14 protein-coding genes and 2 tRNA genes are annotated in these 17,053 nt (G+C 52.5%); 8 read left to right on the top strand and 8 right to left on the bottom strand.

From position 1 onward, the window contains the following. Window positions 1-65: 65 nt before the first annotated feature. Window positions 66-141, bottom strand: a tRNA-Arg gene (locus KKD83_02490). A 109-nt stretch (window positions 142-250) separates the two neighbouring features. Between KKD83_02490 and KKD83_02485 the strand changes: the two genes are divergently transcribed. Continuing rightward, window positions 251-1,081 carry an SDR family oxidoreductase gene (locus tag KKD83_02485; protein ID MBU2535019.1) on the top strand — a complete coding sequence of 277 codons (831 nt, stop codon included), beginning with the start codon at window positions 251-253 and terminating at the stop codon, window positions 1,079-1,081. A gap of 5 nt (window positions 1,082-1,086) precedes the next feature. On the opposite strand, the gene KKD83_02480 is transcribed toward KKD83_02485, so the two are convergent. The 3 genes from KKD83_02480 to KKD83_02470 all read right to left on the bottom strand — a co-directional run bounded on the left by KKD83_02480 (window position 1,087) and on the right by KKD83_02470 (window position 2,809). Beyond that, window positions 1,087-1,163 (bottom strand) — tRNA-His (locus KKD83_02480). A 71-nt stretch (window positions 1,164-1,234) separates the two neighbouring features. Next, window positions 1,235-1,519 carry a Smr/MutS family protein gene (locus KKD83_02475; GenBank protein ID MBU2535018.1) on the bottom strand — a complete coding sequence of 95 codons (285 nt, stop codon included), beginning with the start codon at window positions 1,517-1,519 and terminating at the stop codon, window positions 1,235-1,237. A gap of 66 nt (window positions 1,520-1,585) precedes the next feature. Continuing rightward, on the bottom strand, window positions 1,586-2,809 hold the full coding sequence (locus KKD83_02470) for an ATP-binding protein (protein ID MBU2535017.1): 1,224 nt from the start codon (window positions 2,807-2,809) through the stop codon (window positions 1,586-1,588). A 165-nt stretch (window positions 2,810-2,974) separates the two neighbouring features. Here KKD83_02470 and uvrA point away from each other — a divergent pair, with 165 nt between their 5' ends. Next, complete coding sequence (uvrA, locus tag KKD83_02465; protein ID MBU2535016.1) at window positions 2,975-5,821, top strand: excinuclease ABC subunit UvrA; 2,847 nt, start codon at window positions 2,975-2,977, stop codon at window positions 5,819-5,821. Between the two features lie 51 nt (window positions 5,822-5,872). Here uvrA and KKD83_02460 read toward each other — a convergent pair whose 3' ends face one another. Further along, window positions 5,873-8,446, bottom strand: a complete 2,574-nt coding sequence (locus KKD83_02460) for an SMC family ATPase (protein MBU2535015.1) — start codon at window positions 8,444-8,446, stop codon at window positions 5,873-5,875. A 142-nt stretch (window positions 8,447-8,588) separates the two neighbouring features. Between KKD83_02460 and ffh the strand changes: the two genes are divergently transcribed. Continuing rightward, on the top strand, window positions 8,589-9,917 hold the full coding sequence (ffh, locus tag KKD83_02455; GenBank protein MBU2535014.1) for a signal recognition particle protein: 1,329 nt from the start codon (window positions 8,589-8,591) through the stop codon (window positions 9,915-9,917). A 3-nt stretch (window positions 9,918-9,920) separates the two neighbouring features. Here the strand turns inward: ffh and rpoD are convergent, their stop codons facing one another. The 3 genes from rpoD to KKD83_02440 are packed head-to-tail and all read right to left on the bottom strand — an operon-like array spanning window position 9,921 to window position 14,394. After that, on the bottom strand, window positions 9,921-11,450 hold the full coding sequence (gene rpoD, locus KKD83_02450; protein ID MBU2535013.1) for an RNA polymerase sigma factor RpoD: 1,530 nt from the start codon (window positions 11,448-11,450) through the stop codon (window positions 9,921-9,923). 3 nt (window positions 11,451-11,453) lie between these two features. Further along, a complete protein-coding gene (dnaG, locus tag KKD83_02445; protein MBU2535012.1) occupies window positions 11,454-13,235 on the bottom strand; it encodes a DNA primase in 1,782 nt (593 codons plus the stop codon). Between the two features lie 25 nt (window positions 13,236-13,260). Continuing rightward, on the bottom strand, window positions 13,261-14,394 hold the full coding sequence (locus tag KKD83_02440; protein ID MBU2535011.1) for a deoxyguanosinetriphosphate triphosphohydrolase: 1,134 nt from the start codon (window positions 14,392-14,394) through the stop codon (window positions 13,261-13,263). A 126-nt stretch (window positions 14,395-14,520) separates the two neighbouring features. On the opposite strand from KKD83_02440, the gene KKD83_02435 reads away from it, so the two are divergent. The 5 genes from KKD83_02435 to atpE all read left to right on the top strand — a co-directional run bounded on the left by KKD83_02435 (window position 14,521) and on the right by atpE (window position 17,052). Beyond that, window positions 14,521-15,069 carry a bifunctional nuclease family protein gene (locus KKD83_02435; GenBank protein MBU2535010.1) on the top strand — a complete coding sequence of 183 codons (549 nt, stop codon included), beginning with the start codon at window positions 14,521-14,523 and terminating at the stop codon, window positions 15,067-15,069. A gap of 35 nt (window positions 15,070-15,104) precedes the next feature. Beyond that, window positions 15,105-15,437, top strand: coding sequence for a hypothetical protein (locus tag KKD83_02430; GenBank protein MBU2535009.1), 333 nt, complete (start codon window positions 15,105-15,107; stop codon window positions 15,435-15,437). 155 nt (window positions 15,438-15,592) lie between these two features. Beyond that, a complete protein-coding gene (locus KKD83_02425; protein MBU2535008.1) occupies window positions 15,593-15,817 on the top strand; it encodes an AtpZ/AtpI family protein in 225 nt (74 codons plus the stop codon). Then, window positions 15,817-16,776, top strand: a complete 960-nt coding sequence (locus KKD83_02420) for a F0F1 ATP synthase subunit A (GenBank protein MBU2535007.1) — start codon at window positions 15,817-15,819, stop codon at window positions 16,774-16,776. Before KKD83_02425 ends, KKD83_02420 begins: the two co-directional genes overlap by 1 nt. Before the next feature lie 45 nt (window positions 16,777-16,821). Continuing rightward, window positions 16,822-17,052 carry an ATP synthase F0 subunit C gene (gene atpE, locus KKD83_02415; protein MBU2535006.1) on the top strand — a complete coding sequence of 77 codons (231 nt, stop codon included), beginning with the start codon at window positions 16,822-16,824 and terminating at the stop codon, window positions 17,050-17,052. Window position 17,053 lies beyond the last annotated feature (1 nt).

Here is a 17,053-nt window from a genome sequence, read left to right as displayed (position 1 = left end):
GTTAGCAAAAATCAAAAAGACCTCAACAATGAGGTCTTCCGGTTTGTCGTTTTAGCTTCAAAAAGTGGCACGCCTAGAGGGATTCGAACCCACGACCCTCGGTTCCGAAGACCGATGCTCTGTCCGCTGAGCTATAGGCGCACGTTCCAATTATACCCGATGGGTGCTACCGCAGCAATGCCTTACCGCTCTGTCTGTCTTGACAAACAAATAGGTATCCTGCTCTAATCAAGCGGGGGGTAAGGTATCTGTGGAAACAGGTTTAAAAGGAAAAGTCGCGCTGGTTACCGGCAGCGGGAGTGGTATCGGGAAGGCGATAGCACTCGGTCTGGCCAGGGAAGGCGTGGACATCGCGGTTAATGATGTGAATCAACAGAATGCCGAAGGTACGGTGGCTGAGATACAGGGGATGGGCGGTCGTGCCATGGTGGTGATAGCCAGTGTGGCCGGTGAGGCTGAAGTCAAAGGGATGGTCGACCGTATAGTGGCGGAGTGGGGAGGCATTGACATACTGGTAAACAACGCCGGGTTGGCCGACCACCTTCTCATTGAAGACACGGAGAAAGAGGAGTGGGAGCGGGTCCTGTCGGTTAATTTAAGCGGCACCTTCAATTGCAGCAAGTCGGTGGTTCCCACGATGAGACAGAGGGGCGGCGGCCGGATTATCAATACGATTTCATATTCCGGTGAGAGAATGACGATGATTGGCGGCGTTTCTTACACCTCGTCCAAATCAGGCATCTGGGGACTGACCCGCCAGCTTTCCTTTGAACTTGGAGCGTACCAGATTACGGTCAATGGCATTTCTCCGGGCAATGTCATCACCCCGATGCTCAAGGCCGGCACCACGCCGCAGCGCCTGGAGGAAATGAAGAAGTGGTATCCGTTGCAGGACATGCCGACGCCGGAAGATATCGCCGATGCGGCGGTTTTCCTTGCCTCCGACCGTGCCCGGATGATAACCGGTATCAATCTGGCGGTAGACGGCGGCGTTACCGTGCCGATTGCCATCGGTGTGGACTGGGATGCCTACACGGCGATAAAGAAAGAGCGGGCGGAAAAGAGGAAGGAAAAGAAATAAAAAGGTGGGGTGAGTGGAGGGATTCGAACCCTCGTTCTCCAGGGCCACAACCTGGCGCCTTAAACCACTCGGCTACACTCACCACAGGCCAAAGCTATTATAGCGGAAAAACAGCCGTGCTTTCAAATTGATACAGGGCCCGTGTCTGTCCAATTACCTGTCGGCGAGCTGAACGATGGTCACCCCGGTGCCTCCCTCACCGTATTCGCCGGTGCGGTATGATTTCACCAGCGGATGCCCGCGCAGTTGTTCCTGAATGGCCCGGCGCAATGTCCCGGTGCCCTTACCGTGAACCACTCTGACCTGATAGAGCCCGGCCATGAAAGCATCATGCAGGTATTTATCGAGCTTCAGCATTGCTTCGTCAACGGTGAGCTGTCGAACGCGTATCTCGTCCGGCACCGTTAGTTTTCTACTTTGAAAGTCGTGTTTATGCATCAAGACCCGTGCCTTGATTGTAACACCTGACACCCCAACAGCGCGAAGAGATAGCCCAAAAGGCTGCTAAAGCACGCGGGCAGAATCAGAGGTAAACTTTCCTCTCTCTATTGCATCAAGTTTAATGTATGGAATCAGTTGTGGATTTACGAATTGCCAGCGATAATTACGGCGATTCCCTGTCCTCTTTAATACTGGCCCTCTATTGAGTTCACAGAATTTATATAAATGTCCTTGATACGCAACTGCACGAATATTCGGTTTATTCAAGATATTGCTTAGCGGCTCACGCAATGCCTTTATGCTAAACCTACCCAACGAGTCTTTATCGGCAATTGCACAAGCTAAGAGTACATCTTTAAAAAGGTTATCCGGTTGGGACGAGGCTATGGCAATTTCATAATCTTCCCTAATACCGCCAGCGACATTCTGTATTGCAGCCGTAATAGCTTGTTCCAAGTCTTTATGAGTTACCCTATCTCTTTTTGCCTCTACCGCTTTTTTACCAGCCCAAAGCCCTAAAAGATGTGCATAATGAGGATAGCCTTGAGATAAGGCAGCTATTTTATAATCTATGCCGTCTTCAAACGTAAATCCACTATTCGAATATCCCTTTTGTATGATTTCTGCTAACTCTGCGTTATCCATTGGATGAACCAATATTTGTGATATATTTCTGCCAATTGACTGATGTTCATGAATTAGTTCATTAATTGAAGTGGCGACTCCAACTAATAGGATGGTAGCCTTCACATTGGTATCTGAAAATAATTTGATTGTATCTGCAATTAGGTGACGAGCGTTGCTAGTTTCGGGTATTCTATCATATTCATCGAAAATGACTACAGTAGGATTTGGGAATGATTTGATAAGAAGCCGAACGTCATTTGGAGTTGTAACAGACACTTGGTTATCCATTGTTCCTGTAATTGCAGCAGCACTTTGCTGAACAAAGCCTAGTTGTCGCTGAGTTAACATTATTTCTTGAAACACTTTACGCCACATAGAAGAGAAGGTATCGCTAGAATCGCACGAAACCAAGATTACTCGTCTTCCATCTTTCCTGTCTGGCTCTTGAATCATATTGGCTATCACATGTGCTATAGATGTCTTGCCCGTTCCTCGGTCTCCGTAAAGAATTACATGGAGGCCTTGAGTATTTATTGCCTCTTTCACATTAAATATTAAGTCTAATCTACCAGACATGTATTCCGGCAAATCGATTGGTCGATTAGGAGTAAACCATTTTTGTAGTCGGTCTATCGCCATAATTTGATTAGCAGTAGCCATACCATTATCACCTCTATGTTAATTATATAGCGTATGTAGCTCTTTGTAAAGCCCTATTATTATTATTTACTGGATATATTTTATGCAATAGTATTGACAAATCCTTGTGAGGGTCGCCACTCCAGTGTTAGAATTATTCTGGACGGTTCGGGGAGGTTTTAAGATATGCCACTGGATTCCATCGTTGTTAAAGGTGCCCGCGAGCACAATCTGAAGAATATAGACGTAACCATCCCCCGTGATAAGCTGGTCGTTATCACCGGTGTCTCCGGCTCTGGGAAAAGCTCGCTCGCCTTTGATACCATTTATGCTGAAGGCCAGCGTCGGTATGTGGAGTCGCTGTCTGCGTATGCCCGTCAGTTTCTGGGCAGGATGGAGAAGCCGGACGTCGACTATATTGAGGGCCTGAGCCCGGCCATTTCCATCGACCAGAAAGGCCCGAGCAAAAATCCTCGTTCCACCGTGGGCACGGTCACCGAAGTCTACGATTACCTGCGGCTGCTCTTCGCCAGGGTAGGTCACCCACACTGCCCCGAGTGCGGCCGGGAAATCACCACCCAGACGGTACAGCAGATCGTGGACGCGGTTCAGGGCCTCCCGGAGGGCAAACGCATCATGATTATGGCGCCGCTTATCCGTGACCGCAAGGGGGAGTACCAGCAGGTGTTTGCCGATTTGCGTAAAGCGGGCTACGTCCGGGTGAGGGTCGACGGCGAGATTCATGACCTTTCCGAGGAATTCCAGCTGGGTAAAAATAAGAAGCACTCCATTGAGGCGGTGGTCGACCGTCTGGTCGTCGGGCAGGGTGAAAGGCAGCGGATTGCCGATTCGGTGGAGACCGCCCTCAAGCTGGGGGCGGGAGTGGTGCTTGTTTCCATCATTGATGGTGAGGAGCTGCTCTTCTCCGAGCATTTTGCCTGTGTCTACGACGGCATCAGCCTGGGTGAGATAACCCCCCGCACCTTCAGCTTCAACAGTCCTCACGGTGCCTGCCCCGAATGTTCCGGCCTCGGTGTCAAACTTGAAATAGACCCCGACCTGGTCATTCCCAACAAAGAACTACCCATCGCTGAGGGGGCCATACGTCCCTGGCAGTTTCAGTCATGGTACTTCTACCAGCTCGATTCTCTGGCCAGACGTTACGACTTCTCGTTGAACACCCCGGTAAAGAAACTCACGGAGAAGCAAATGAACCTGTTGCTTTATGGTGAGGAGGGAGAATGGTACCGTTATCGAAGCCGTTTCGGGCGGGTCAGGGAGCATTTCACCGGTTTTGAGGGTGTGATTCCCAGGATGGAGCGCCTCCACCGTGACACTGAATCGGAAAACTCACGCGTCGATATCGAACGCTACATGGTCTCCACGCCGTGTCCCGTTTGTCAGGGCAAGCGGCTGAAGCCGGAATGGCTGGCGGTGACCATCGGCGACAGAAACATCATGGACGTCGGCGAGATGTCCGTGGTGCACGAGCTGGAGTGGATAACCGAAATCGGCAATAAGGTGCTCAGTGAACGGGAAAAGATGATTGCCCGGGAGATTCTGAAAGAGATACAGGCCCGGCTTGGCTTCCTGAAGGACGTGGGCCTGGAATATCTGACCATTGACCGCGCCGCTGCCACGCTGAGCGGTGGTGAGGCACAGCGTATCCGTCTGGCCACACAGATCGGCAGCGGACTTATGGGCGTGCTCTATATCTGCGATGAGCCCACCGTGGGGCTGCATCCGGCAGATGATGCCCGTCTCATCAATACGCTGAAGCGACTGCGAGACCTGGGCAACACGATACTGATTGTGGAGCACGATGAAGCGATGATGCGTGCCGCTGACCATATCATCGATATGGGACCGGGGGCGGGGCGGCACGGTGGAAAAATCGTTATCACGGGCACGCTGGCGGATATTATGGCCAGCAAGGAATCGGTCACCGGCCAGTATCTCAGCGGCACGAGGCAGATTCCGTTGCCCAGCAAGCGACGGTCTGGCAACGGCGGTGAAATCGTGGTCAGAGGGGCCAGGCAGAATAACCTGAAGGATATAGATGTCCCTATTCCACTGGGCAAATTTGTCTGCATTACCGGCGTCTCCGGCAGCGGGAAAAGCACACTAGTTGACGAAATCCTGTACCGTAAGCTGGCCCAGGTTTTCTACCGGTCGAGGCAGAGGGCCGGCGACTGCGATGAAATCACCGGTATGGAGCATATCGATAAAGTGGTCAATATTGACCAGTCGCCGATAGGCCGAACGCCGCGGAGCAACCCGGCTACCTATACCGGTACGTTTACACCGATTCGCGAGCTTTTTGCCACCGTTCCCGAAGCCCGGATGCGGGGTTATGCGCCCGGTCGCTTCTCCTTCAATGTGAAAGGCGGACGCTGCGAGGCCTGCCGCGGGGAGGGATTTACCCAGATTGAGATGCAGTTCCTCCCCGATGTCACCGTCCCCTGCGAGGTGTGCAAGGGCCAGCGCTATAACCGGGAGGCGCTGGAGATACGGTTCAAAGATAAAAACATCGCTGAAGTCCTCGATATGACGGTAGAGCAAGCGCTAACATTTTTTACCCACTTCCCCAAGATAAGGAACAAACTGGAAACGCTGCGGGACGTCGGGCTGGGGTATATCCGTCTTGGTCAGCCGGCGCCAACGCTTTCCGGCGGTGAGGCGCAACGGGTGAAGCTGTCCACCGAGCTGTCACGGCGGGCAACCGGGAGAACGCTTTACATTCTGGATGAACCTACCACCGGACTCTCTTTTGAAGATATCGCGGCACTGCTGAGGGTGCTGCAGCGACTCGTCGAGGCGGGCAATACGGTGGTGGTTATCGAGCACCATCTGGATGTAATCAAGAACGCTGACCACATTATCGACCTTGGCCCTGGTGCCGGGGACCTGGGGGGATACGTGGTCGCCACCGGGACCCCGGAGGAGATAGTGAAGACGAAAGGCTCGGCAACCGGACAGTATCTGGGCAGAGTGCTGCACCGGGATGTTGAGCCAGCCCTGCCCGGCTCCTGAATGGCAGACTAGATAATGAAGGGGATTGCGGCTGACCTAGGTCTGTAACGGCTAGTTGACCGATAGCGTTGAGCCTTCGCTCGTTTTGACCACATCAATGCGGGTGGGGAAGGCGTCCCTCAGTTCTTCAATGTGGGTGATGACCAGTATCCTCTCGAAGTCATCCTGAATGGAATTAATCGCTTCTTTCAGTTTCTCGATGCCGGTGCTGTCCTGTGTGCCAAAGCCTTCATCGATAATCAGTGTGGGCAGCGGTGCCCCGGCCCGTCTGGCCAACAGCTTTGAAAGCGCAATGCGAATGGCAAAGTTGATGCGGAACGCTTCGCCGCCGCTGAACATTTCGTAGTTCCTGGTGCCGAGTTCATCGGAAATGGTGATATCCAGAGTTTCCATGACATCGCCTTTCTTGGTCTCCCGCTGCGTCTCAAACTTAACGTGCATCCGGTTATCCGTCATCCGCCCGAGGAGCCGGTTGGCCTCGATTTCAATCTCCGGGAGCGCCATTTCAATGAGCAAGGCCTGTATGCCGCCCTTGCCGAAGGCTCTGGCCAGTTCTCGGTAAATGTTTTCCTCTTTCGCTGCCTGAGCCAGCGCTTTTTCCTTCTCCTTTCTCCTCGTCTCCAGTTCGGCGCAGTGCTGCAGCCTGGCTTTGGCATTCCACAATGCTTCCTGCGCCCCTTTTTGCTGCTGCTCCAATTCCCGGTACTCGTTTTCGGCGTCAACTACCTCGGCGCTGAACCGGGGCAGGACTTCAAGCTCTCCGGCCAATTCCTCTCTTTTCTGGTTATCCGTTTCCACGCTGGTTCGCAATTCCCGGGCATGGGTCTCCGCCTGCGACATCGACGCTTTCTCCGGCTCGATGAGTCGGTCGGCTTCTTCCAGTTTCCGCATCGGGCTTTCATATTGTTCCAGTTCGGTAAGTTGCTGCCTCAGCTGCTCGTGCTGGCCGGCGTCATATTCCATCGCGGCCAGTTGTCGTTCCAGTTCCTCCAGCGCTGCCTGCTCCCGGCTGGCGAAGTCTTTTTTCGCCAGTTGCCCTTCAATCTCGGACAATCGATTTCTCTCCACAGCCAACTGTTTTTTCGCGTCGGCAGCTTCATTGGCCTCTTTATTGAGAACGCTGGCCTGGCTCTGCAGGGCGATTTTCTCCTGGCTTAGTTGTGCCTCCAGATGGGCGACTTCACTGCTCAGTGAATCAAGCTCGCCTCTTTTGTTTTCAAGTTCGGCCTGATTCGACGTCAGCGAATCGGTTTTATTCTGTTTATCGGCGGTATATTTGGATTCAATGAGTTTGAGGCCTTCGGCGCCGAGTTCCGTCTCGCAGAGAGGGCATCTGGCTTCCGTCTGCGTGGCCAGAAGGTCGATTTTCTCCCCGAGCTCTTTCATCTCTCGTTCAACCTGGCTTATATTTGATTCCAGATAGTTGACCGCCGTCTGTAGCTCCTGAATCAGCTGCTTCTTCTGGCTTAACACTGCCTCGTTTTCGGTCAGCCGGCCCAGCTGTGTCTGTAGCTGCTGAATCTGCCCCTGTTTCTGCGCGAATTCCGTTAACGTGTTTTCCAGTTTATTGACCCGTTCTAATGCAACGGCATGCTCCGTGAGCAGGCTCTGGCCGGCCTCCTTTATTCTGCTTTCCAGCTGAGTTTTCTGCTTTTCCAAGTTCACCGACTGGCGGAACTTCTGATCGAGCTCATCATAACGTTTTTTGGCCTCGTTATACTGTGTATAGCCCGATTCTATCTTGTCGCGCTGGGCGATGAGTGTCTCATACTCATTGATGCGCGATTGAAGCTGGCTGACCTGTTCATTCAGCAGTCTAAGGCTTGTAGTCCGTTCTTTTATGCTTGTTTCCAGCTGGTCGAGCTGAACTTTCTTTTTCTCCAGCACGTCCTTTTGCTGGCGCAGCTCATTGAGCCTGGCTTCTTTCTCTTTAACTACTTCTTCAATCTGGGTGAAAGTGTGCTGTGCCTTTTCCAGCTCTATCTCATAGACGGGTTTCAGGGCCAGCTCATCGCTGATGTCCCGCAGCGTGCTTTCCAGTTGTGCCTTTTCAAACTCCTGCTGCCTGGCAAGTTCTTTGGCTTTATCCTCAAGTTGCTCGTAGTAGGAAAGCCCCAGTATATTGGCCAATACTTCCTTGCGCTCGATGGGGCGCTTGGTGGTGAATTCGTCGGCACGGCCCTGACGCAGGAAAGCGCTGTTGATGAAGGTGTCATAATCCATGTGCAATGTGCTGGAGATTTTCTGCTGCGTCTGGGCGATGCTGTTGCCGCTGATTGATTTAAAACCGCCACCGTCGGTGGCCATTTGAAATTCGAGTATTGACTGACCGGCGCCGCTGGAGCGCTTGGGCCGGGCGCGCTTACGGATAATGCGGTATGGTTGTCCCCCAACGGCAAAGTCAAACTCCACTTCCATCTCTTTCTGGCCGGTGTGAACAAGTTCATCATCGCTCTTGGCCCTGGCCTTTCCCCAGAGCGCCCAGGTCATGGCGTCGATGAGCGCCGATTTGCCGTTGCCGTTATCACCGGCAAGGCAGGCGGTGTGAATGCCGTTGAAGGAAAGCGGCGGCACGTTATCGCGATAGCACATGAAGTTGCGCAGTTTCAGATTCAGGGGAATCATATACCGGCTCCGGTAAACTTCATTTGGTAACTATTTTAGCATAATCATATAGACCTTTTGATTATTATCAGGAATAATATTTTTATTTAAGCGCGGTTGCTTGACGGCCAGATGAATACCCAACTAGAATGAAATCAGGTAGATGTTTGAGATTCTCAGCGATAAGTTAAGCAAGGTATTCCGTGCCCTGGGCAGCCGGGGTCGGCTGACGGAAAAAGACATTGACGATGGCCTGCGGCAGGTGCGTCTGGCCCTCTTGGAAGCCGACGTCAACTTCAAGGTGGTCAAAGACTTTGTCGGGCGGGTGCGGGAGCGTGCCCTCGGTGTGGAAGTCCAGCAGAGCCTGACCCCCGGCCAGCAGGTGGTGAAAATTGTCAACGAGGAGCTTATTGCCACGCTGGGCAGGGAGCCGGGCCGATTAAGCACATCCGGCCAGCCGCCTTTTATAGCCATGCTCGTCGGGCTGCAGGGCAGTGGTAAGACGACCACCGCCGCCAAGCTGGCACTCCATCTGAAACGTTCCGGCCAGAGTCCCTTGCTGGTAGCGGCGGACAATCGGCGCCCGGCGGCTATCGAACAGCTTGTTACCCTGGGAAATCAGCTGGATATTCCGGTTTACAGTGAAGGCACCAGCGTGCCGAGCAAAGACGTTTGCGCTCATGCTCTGGCTAAAGCAAAATCGCTGGCCGCCACCTGGGTGGTGGTGGATACGGCGGGCCGACTCCACATCGATGAAGAGATGATGAAAGAGCTTGCCGAGGTGAAGAAGACATTGCATCCAGCTGAAGTGTTGCTCGTGGTCGACGCCATGACCGGCCAGGATGCGGTGCGCAGCGCCGAGGGTTTCCATTCCCAGGTAAATCTCACCGGGCTCATCCTGACCAAGATGGATGGTGATGCAAGGGGTGGGGCTGCCCTTTCCATCCGCTGGGTGAGCGGCGTGCCGATAAAGTTCATCGGCATCGGGGAGAAGGTGGATGCGTTGGAGCCATTCCATCCCGACCGCCTAGCGTCGCGCATTCTGGGGATGGGGGACGTACTTACATTTATCGAAAAGGCGGAGGCGGCTTTTGACGAGAGTCAGGCCGAAGAGCTGAAAAAGAAGGTAGAAAAAGAAAGCTTTGACCTTGAGGATTTCCTATCGCAGCTCGGGGCAATTAAAAATATGGGGCCGGTGGGGCAACTGCTGGATATGCTTCCCGGCGTATCCCGTTTCGCGGCCAAGCTCCCTGAGGGCACCGAGGAAAAGCAGTTGAAGAAAGTGGAGGCCATGATACTCTCCATGACGCCACAGGAACGCCACAATCCGACAATTATCGGGGGGAGCCGCCGGCGTCGCATTGCCCGTGGCAGCGGCGTGCAGCCCCATGACGTGAATCAATTACTTAATCAGTTTCACCAGATGCAAAAACTGATGAAGATGGGGGTTAAGGGGAAACTGCCCCGAGACCTGATGGGAATGTTCCGCTAGTCTTTATTCCAGATAGTCCTTTAACTTACGGCTCCGGCTGGGGTGGCGCAGTTTGCGCAGCGCTTTGGCCTCTATCTGGCGAATTCGTTCTCTGGTTACATTGAACTCCTTGCCCACCTCTTCCAGCGTCCGGCTGCGCCCGTCCTCAAGGCCAAATCTGAGCTGCAGGACACGCTGCTCGCGTGGCGTGAGCGTAGACAGCACGTCCTCAATCTGCTCTTTTAAAAGTTGCTTTGAAGCGGCGTCCACCGGTGGCAGGGCATTCCGGTCCTCGATTGAGTTCCCCAGCGGGCTGTCTTCCTCCTCGCCGATTGGCGACTCCAGCGATATGGGCAGCTGCGATACTTTTACAATCTCCCGGACCTTCTCCGAGGATATCTCCATCTCTTTGGCTATCTCGGTGGAAGTGGGTTCACGTCCGTACTCCTGTGCCAGACGTCGGCTCGTTTTGAGCAGTCGATTTATAGTTTCCACCATGTGAACCGGAATACGGATGGTGCGTGCCTGGTCAGCGATAGCCCTGGTCAGCGCCTGACGTATCCACCAGGTGGCATAGGTGCTGAACTTGTAGCCCTTGCGGTAGTCGAACTTTTCTACAGCGCGCATCAGGCCGATATTGCCTTCCTGAATAAGGTCGAGGAGGGACATGCCGCGCCCGATGTGCTTCTTGGCCACGCTCACCACCAGACGCAGGTTGGCCTCAATGAGGTGCCTTTCCGCCTTTTTGGCCTCAAAATCAATGCTGCGAAAGTGGGCTTCAAGCTTGTGTTCATGGTTGCGTATCGAACTGATAAAGGCTTCATCATTGACCAGTTCATCAACATCGGAAAATGAGATATCCGAACCGATGGCTTCGCGGACATCTCTGGTCAGCAGTCTGCTATTTAGCGACAGGTTAATGAATTTTTGCTCGGTTTCCGGCATGGATAGCCTGGTTAGAATAGAAATGTCGTTTATCAACTGCGGGTCAATGGAATTATCAATGCTCTCATGTAGTTGTGCATTGCTAATGGCTTCGTGAAAGCTGGTCGTCCTGGGTATACCGAGCTGTTCCTGGATAAGCTGTATAAATTCGGACGACTCTCCGAGCTCTCTGATAACGGCCAGCACTATATCTACCGCCGAGGGCGACCTGCCGTGCTCCTGCAGGTACTGGTACTTTATCTCGTTGAGACGTATTCCCTCCTCCATCTCTTTGGCCAGTGTCTTTTCATCATTGGCGGTAAGGAGGTGCACCCGACCGATCTCGTGCAGGTAGATGCGGACCGGGTCATCGGCTATTTCCTGTAATGCCAGACCTTCAACTGGTGCAGGCATTTCGATTTCAATAACTGGCTCGGGCTTTTCAACATCGAGGTGTTCCTCGCGCCATAATTTGCCTGGCACATGGGGCATCTCTGGCTCGGCATCTTCATCCTGGTCCTGGGAGGTTGTAAAGTCACCAGCGGATTTGCTCAGCATTTCATCTTCGGTTTTCTCTTCATCGCGCTCATCTTCTGGAACCAAGTGATTTCCTCGTTCTTCCACACTCATACCTTACCTCCTGCTTTCCAACCGCCTTTGCATTTTGCGCTTGTATAGCTCATTTAAACGCAGTGAATATTCTATTCCTATCTCATTTGCAAGCTTGGCAATATCGGCGCCGACACCTTTTTCTCCAGCTTCGGCGGCTAATATTCCACCTATTTCCTCGGCTAATTTTTTATAGTATCGCTCCTCAAGACGCTGGCGGTAATCGGCATCCCTTTCGTCCAGACGGTCAGATGGTAACTCCCGGTGGGCCATTACGTCAAGATGCTCATGTAATACTGGGTCCAGCATATCTTTGAGTTTATCCAGGTCGCCCACCTTATTCCAACTATTAAATACCTCTCTGTTTTCACTGTTTAGGAAGTATTCTGAGGAGATGACCGTCGTATTCGCTTTCAGCTCTGGATGTTGTAGTATCAGGGTAAGGTAGTCTTCCTCAAGGCGATTGGATGATAATGTGCGTGGTGTGTACGTAGCCTTCTCCGGCGCTGGTGCCGTAACCCTTTTCCGTTCCGGTGATGGTTTTAATCGACTCAGTTCGGCTTCTATGGTGCGTTCGCCAACATTGACCAGGCGTGCCAGCTTCTGCACATAGTGCGCCTGACGGACTTTGTCTTTCATTTCGCTGATTACTGGCAGCAGTTCCTTTACTGCTAGCGACTTGTCTCTGGCAGTATCCAGGTCAAGCTTGCTCGTAATCATGTTAATGGTGTAATCCACAATTGGCGTTGCCTTATCCAATAGTTGTCGCCAAGTATCATTATTTTCCTTGATTACATCGTCCGGGTCTTTTCCTTGAGGCAGAATGACAACCCTTATCTCAGACTCAAGGATGTTTTCATAGCTCACACCCCGCAACATGGCTTCCTCGCCGGCAGCATCAGCATCAAGTGCCAGCACCAGATTCCGGGTCAGCCTTTTCAGTGAGCTTACCTGTGCCTCGGTAACCGAGGTGCCCATGGAGGCGACCACGTTATTGAAACCGTTCTGATGGGCGGTGATAACATCGACATAGCCTTCGACGATGACCGCCATTTCCTGCTGCCTGATGCTGGGGGCAGCCAGGTTGATGCCGTAGAGACTGCTGCTCTTGTTGAAAGCAGGTGTCTGCGGTGAGTTGATATATTTGGGCAACGAGTCGTCAAGCACGCGGGCGCCGAAGCCAATCACATGCCCTCTTATGTCCCAGATGGGGAACATCAGCTTGTTGCGGAAGCGGTCATAAATCCGGCCGCTCTCCGACTCAGCGAGCAGGCCCGCTTTTGCTTGTTCTTCCTCTGTGTGGCCTCGCTCCTGGAGGTACTTTTTCAGGTCGTCCCATTTACTGGAGCTGTAACCCAGCTGAAATTCGGCTGCGGTTTTGTCGGTGAAACCGCGGCTTTCAAGATAGTTCTTGGCTCTTTTCCCTTCCGGGGAGTTGAGCAGCAGGTTATGGAAATACTGGGCAGCCGCCTCATTGATTTTGTAAAGCTGCTCCTTCTCCTCTTTTTCTTCATCTCTGCCGGGTCGGGTGGGGATGGTAACGCCTGCCCTCTGAGCAAGAAGGTGCAGCGTTTCACCGAAGTCCAGTCCTTCCTTCTTCATAATGAAAGAAAAAACGTCGCCGCCGGTATTGCAGCCGAAGCAGTGCCAGCTCTGCTGTTCCGGGTAAATGAAGAAGGAGGGATTTCTTTCGCCGTGAAAGGGACACAGTCCGACGAGGTTGCGACCCGCCTTTTTCAACGCCACGTACTGGCCGACGACGCTTACAATATCTGTTTTCTGTTTGACCTCGTCAACAACGCTCATCTGGCAAGCTATTTCCCCTTATCAATCATTGCTTGAGACCTGCGGCTACCCGTTGGGCGTACTGGTCAGTCATACCAGCTATATAGTCGACGACCCTCCGCTCGGTGTTTTCACTGTAGGTCAGGTATTCCGGCGGCAATTTGTCTTTATGCCTGGTAAAATACTCGTAAAGGCGGCAGACCACTGCCCTTGCCTTCTCGCTTTCCTCCTCAGCGGACTTCACGTAGTACACCTGTTGAAAAAGGAACTCGCGGAGCACGTTGGTGGCATCCAATATTTCGGAACTCATGGTTATCTTCGGGTTCTCTATTCCTATTTTAGCATAACCGCTGGCTCCCCACGAGCTATCGATAATGTCACCGACCATAGTATTGATGCGCTGTGAATGTGAAATACCCAGCACTTTCACCGCGTCGAGAGGCAAATTGCCTTCCCTAATAACACCGGCTCGAATAGCATCGCCAATATCATGGTTGATATACGCGATAATATCCGCCATCCTGACAATCTCACCTTCAAGGGTGTCTACTTTCCCCCAGGCATTGCTGAGGACATCGCTTCTCGATTTTGAATGGTTCAGGATGCCGTCCCTGACCTCTACAGTAAGGTTGAGCCCACGACCGTCATTTTCCAGCAGGTCAACGACTCGCAGGCTTTGTTCGTTGTGGCGGAAGCCCGGCGCGTAGAGCTCATTGAGCACGTCTTCTCCGACGTGACCGAAAGGAGTATGTCCCAGGTCATGACCAAGGGCAATTGCCTCGGTCAGGTCTTCATTCAGGTAAAGAGCTCGGGCTATGGTGCGACCTATCTGTGAGACTTCCAGGGTATGGGTCAGCCGGGTCACGTAATGGTCGCCCAGCGGTGCGATGAAGACCTGCGTCTTGTGCTTGAGGCGGCGGAACGCCTTGCTGTAGATAATTCGGTCGCGGTCACGCTGAAAGGCGGTCCTTATTGCGCAGGGTTCTTCGTCTTTCAGCCTGCCTTTCGAGAGCCTGCTTTTCACCGCGTAAGGTGAAAGGCTTTCCTCCCTTTCTTCACTGAGCTGACGAATCGCACGACGCCTGATCACGGAGGCTTCAATCTCTCTGCCGGAATATTGAAAAGTAGACACCAATATTATACCACATTTGGTAGTGCAAATCTCTTTAGAATTTAACATAACAATTGAATAAAGGATTAAATACAGGAATAACGGTAAAAAGTATGCCGTACCAATTCTGGTTGACAAGCATAATAGTCTGCCGTAGAATTAAATTGCTGGCTGATTAATCGGGGAGGTACGGATATGATTGAAATGAGCATCGACAGCATTCGAGTGAGTTTGATGAATTACCAGCGGGTGGTAATCCTGAAGGAAAAATTGGCCAAGCGATACCTCCCTATCTGGATCGGGCCAGCAGAGGCTGATGCTATTGCGGTAAAACTGCAGGGCGTAACGGTGCCGCGGCCCCTCACCCACGACCTGCTCAGTTCGGTAATCGATTCGCTGGGGGCAGGTATAGATTCCATTATTGTCAGCGACCTGAAGAGCGACACCTTCTATGCCAAGATTATCCTCAGCGTCAATGGCGAGCAGATGGAGATTGACTCGCGTCCCAGTGATGCGCTTGCCCTGGCGGTGCGAACTGACGCACCCATATTTGCCGAAGAAGCCGTACTGGATAAAGCCGGCATCCTGCTTGATGAAGAGACCGGAAAACCGATTATGGAGGAAGGGGAAGAGGTTGACACCAAGGATAAAAAAGTGAGTGAAGAAGAGATGAGAAAGCTGTCGGCTTTCCATGACTTCATCAATACGCTTGACATGGATGACTTTGATAAGCGCAAATCATGAAGATAATCAGGAGCAACTTAATTGGAGCCTGAGCGGTGGAAGAGAGACTGATTAAAAAACTTATGTCCTCAATGAAATGCGAAGAATGCGGTCAGAACTATGAATCCTACAACGTTGATGTGCTCGGTCACCGCGAAGACATGTGGTTTTTGAGAGTGCACTGCCCAACGTGCCATACTCAATGCCTGGTGGCGGCAGTTGTCAAAGAAGAGAAAGTGCTTGAAGAGGTGAACGACTTCACCGATACCGAGATGGGTGAACACCAGCGTGAAACGATTGTAGTTGACGACATGCTCGATATGCACAATTTCCTGACAGATTTCGATGGTGACTTCTCACGGCTATTCAGCCAGGGGAAGCTCCGCTAGACTGGCCCTATGATAACGGCAATCATTTGTAATGATAGATAGCCCTAACAGTAGAAGGTTAGGGCTATTTTATTTCCACAGTATCTGGTAGTTTATTTCAATTCAGGATGATACAATATACTGGGTTGCGCGTCAGCGCAAGTATCGAGGCGAATATGAGCAGATGGATGGCGGCCCTGCGGCTGGTGGGGGTGGGATTTTTCATCGGCAGCTCTATTGTGCTGGGTGTGGCGGCAGGTCTCTGGCTGGATAGCAGACTGAATACCGGTCCTGCTATAGCGATAGTGGGGCTGTTCCTCGGAATTGTGGTTGCTTTCTACGGAGTATACCGGATGCTGATACCGCTTATGAAGAACAAGAAGAACGGGGAGAGTGACTGATGGCAAAGCGAGGTGCTCTGGGGATGTCGCGGCCTCTTCTGGTGGGGGTGCTGTCCCTTTTCGTTCTTCTGCTCGTCGTTGGCTTTCTGGTTGGACCTCTGGGAAGAAGTATGTTTGGTGACCTGGGGCTGCCGGCGTGGCTCAGCCTGCCTCAGCCAGAATTCAAGCTCCCGGCAGAAACGGCATTCCACCTCTTCGGCTTTCCCGTTGCCAACAGCATTATCGGTGCCTGGATAACGATGGCCGTCCTGATATGCCTGTCATATTTAATCACGCGTCGCATGAAGGTTGTCCCCGGGAGGCTGCAGAGCGCATTTGAAGCATTACTGGGCTGGCTCTATGACCTCTGCCGGAGAGTTGCCGGAGAGGAAAACGGACGGCGATTCTTTCCCATCGTAACTACCATCTTTCTTTTCGTTGCCTTCAACGCCTGGCTGAGCCTGATACCGGGCTTTGGCTCGATAATGGTAACCACTGCTGAGGGTGAACACGTACATCTGCTCCGCGGTGCCAATACAGATATCAACATGCCTCTGGCCCTGGCGCTGATTTCATTTGTCTTTGTCGAATACTTCGGTCTGAGGTCGCTGGGGCTCCGCTATGTGGGCAAATTTTTCAATGTGAACCAGTTTTTCCAGAGCATCGGGCACATCGTCAGGGGCCGGCTGCGGGCCGGGCTTGGCGGAATTTTCACCGGATTCATCCATATCTTTGTCGGGCTCTTGGAGGCGCTGAGCGAGATGGTGCGAATTGTCAGTTTTACCTTCCGTCTTTTTGGCAATATGACCGCCGGCGAAATGCTGCTGCTTATCGCGGCATTTCTGGTGCCATGGGTGTTCGCCCTGCCGTTCTACGGGCTCGAGTTGCTCGTTGGCTTTGTTCAGGCGCTCATCTTCGGTGGGCTAACTCTGGTCTTTCTGACTCTGGCCGTAACGCATCATGGGGAAGAATCGGCTTGACATAAAATATATGTGCTTTGGGCAAATCGCTGAAGGAGGTTGAATATGGATCCAGTAACGATGAAGATGTTGGCCGTGGGTCTGACGGCCGGGCTGGGGTTGCTGGGACCGGCACTGGGAATCGGGCTTATCGGCTACTCGGCACTGCAGGGAATAGCCCGTAACCCGGAGGCAAGCGGTCCGATAATGACCAACATGATTCTGGTGACTGCTTTCTGCGAGGCGATCGGTATTTACGCGCTTATTATCGCCATTATCCTGGCGCTGATTGTCTAGC

This window comes from Chloroflexota bacterium (genome assembly GCA_018829775.1).
Classification (GTDB): Bacteria; Chloroflexota; Dehalococcoidia; order Dehalococcoidales; family RBG-16-60-22; genus E44-bin89.
This window is presented reverse-complemented; position numbering and strand designations above follow the sequence as displayed.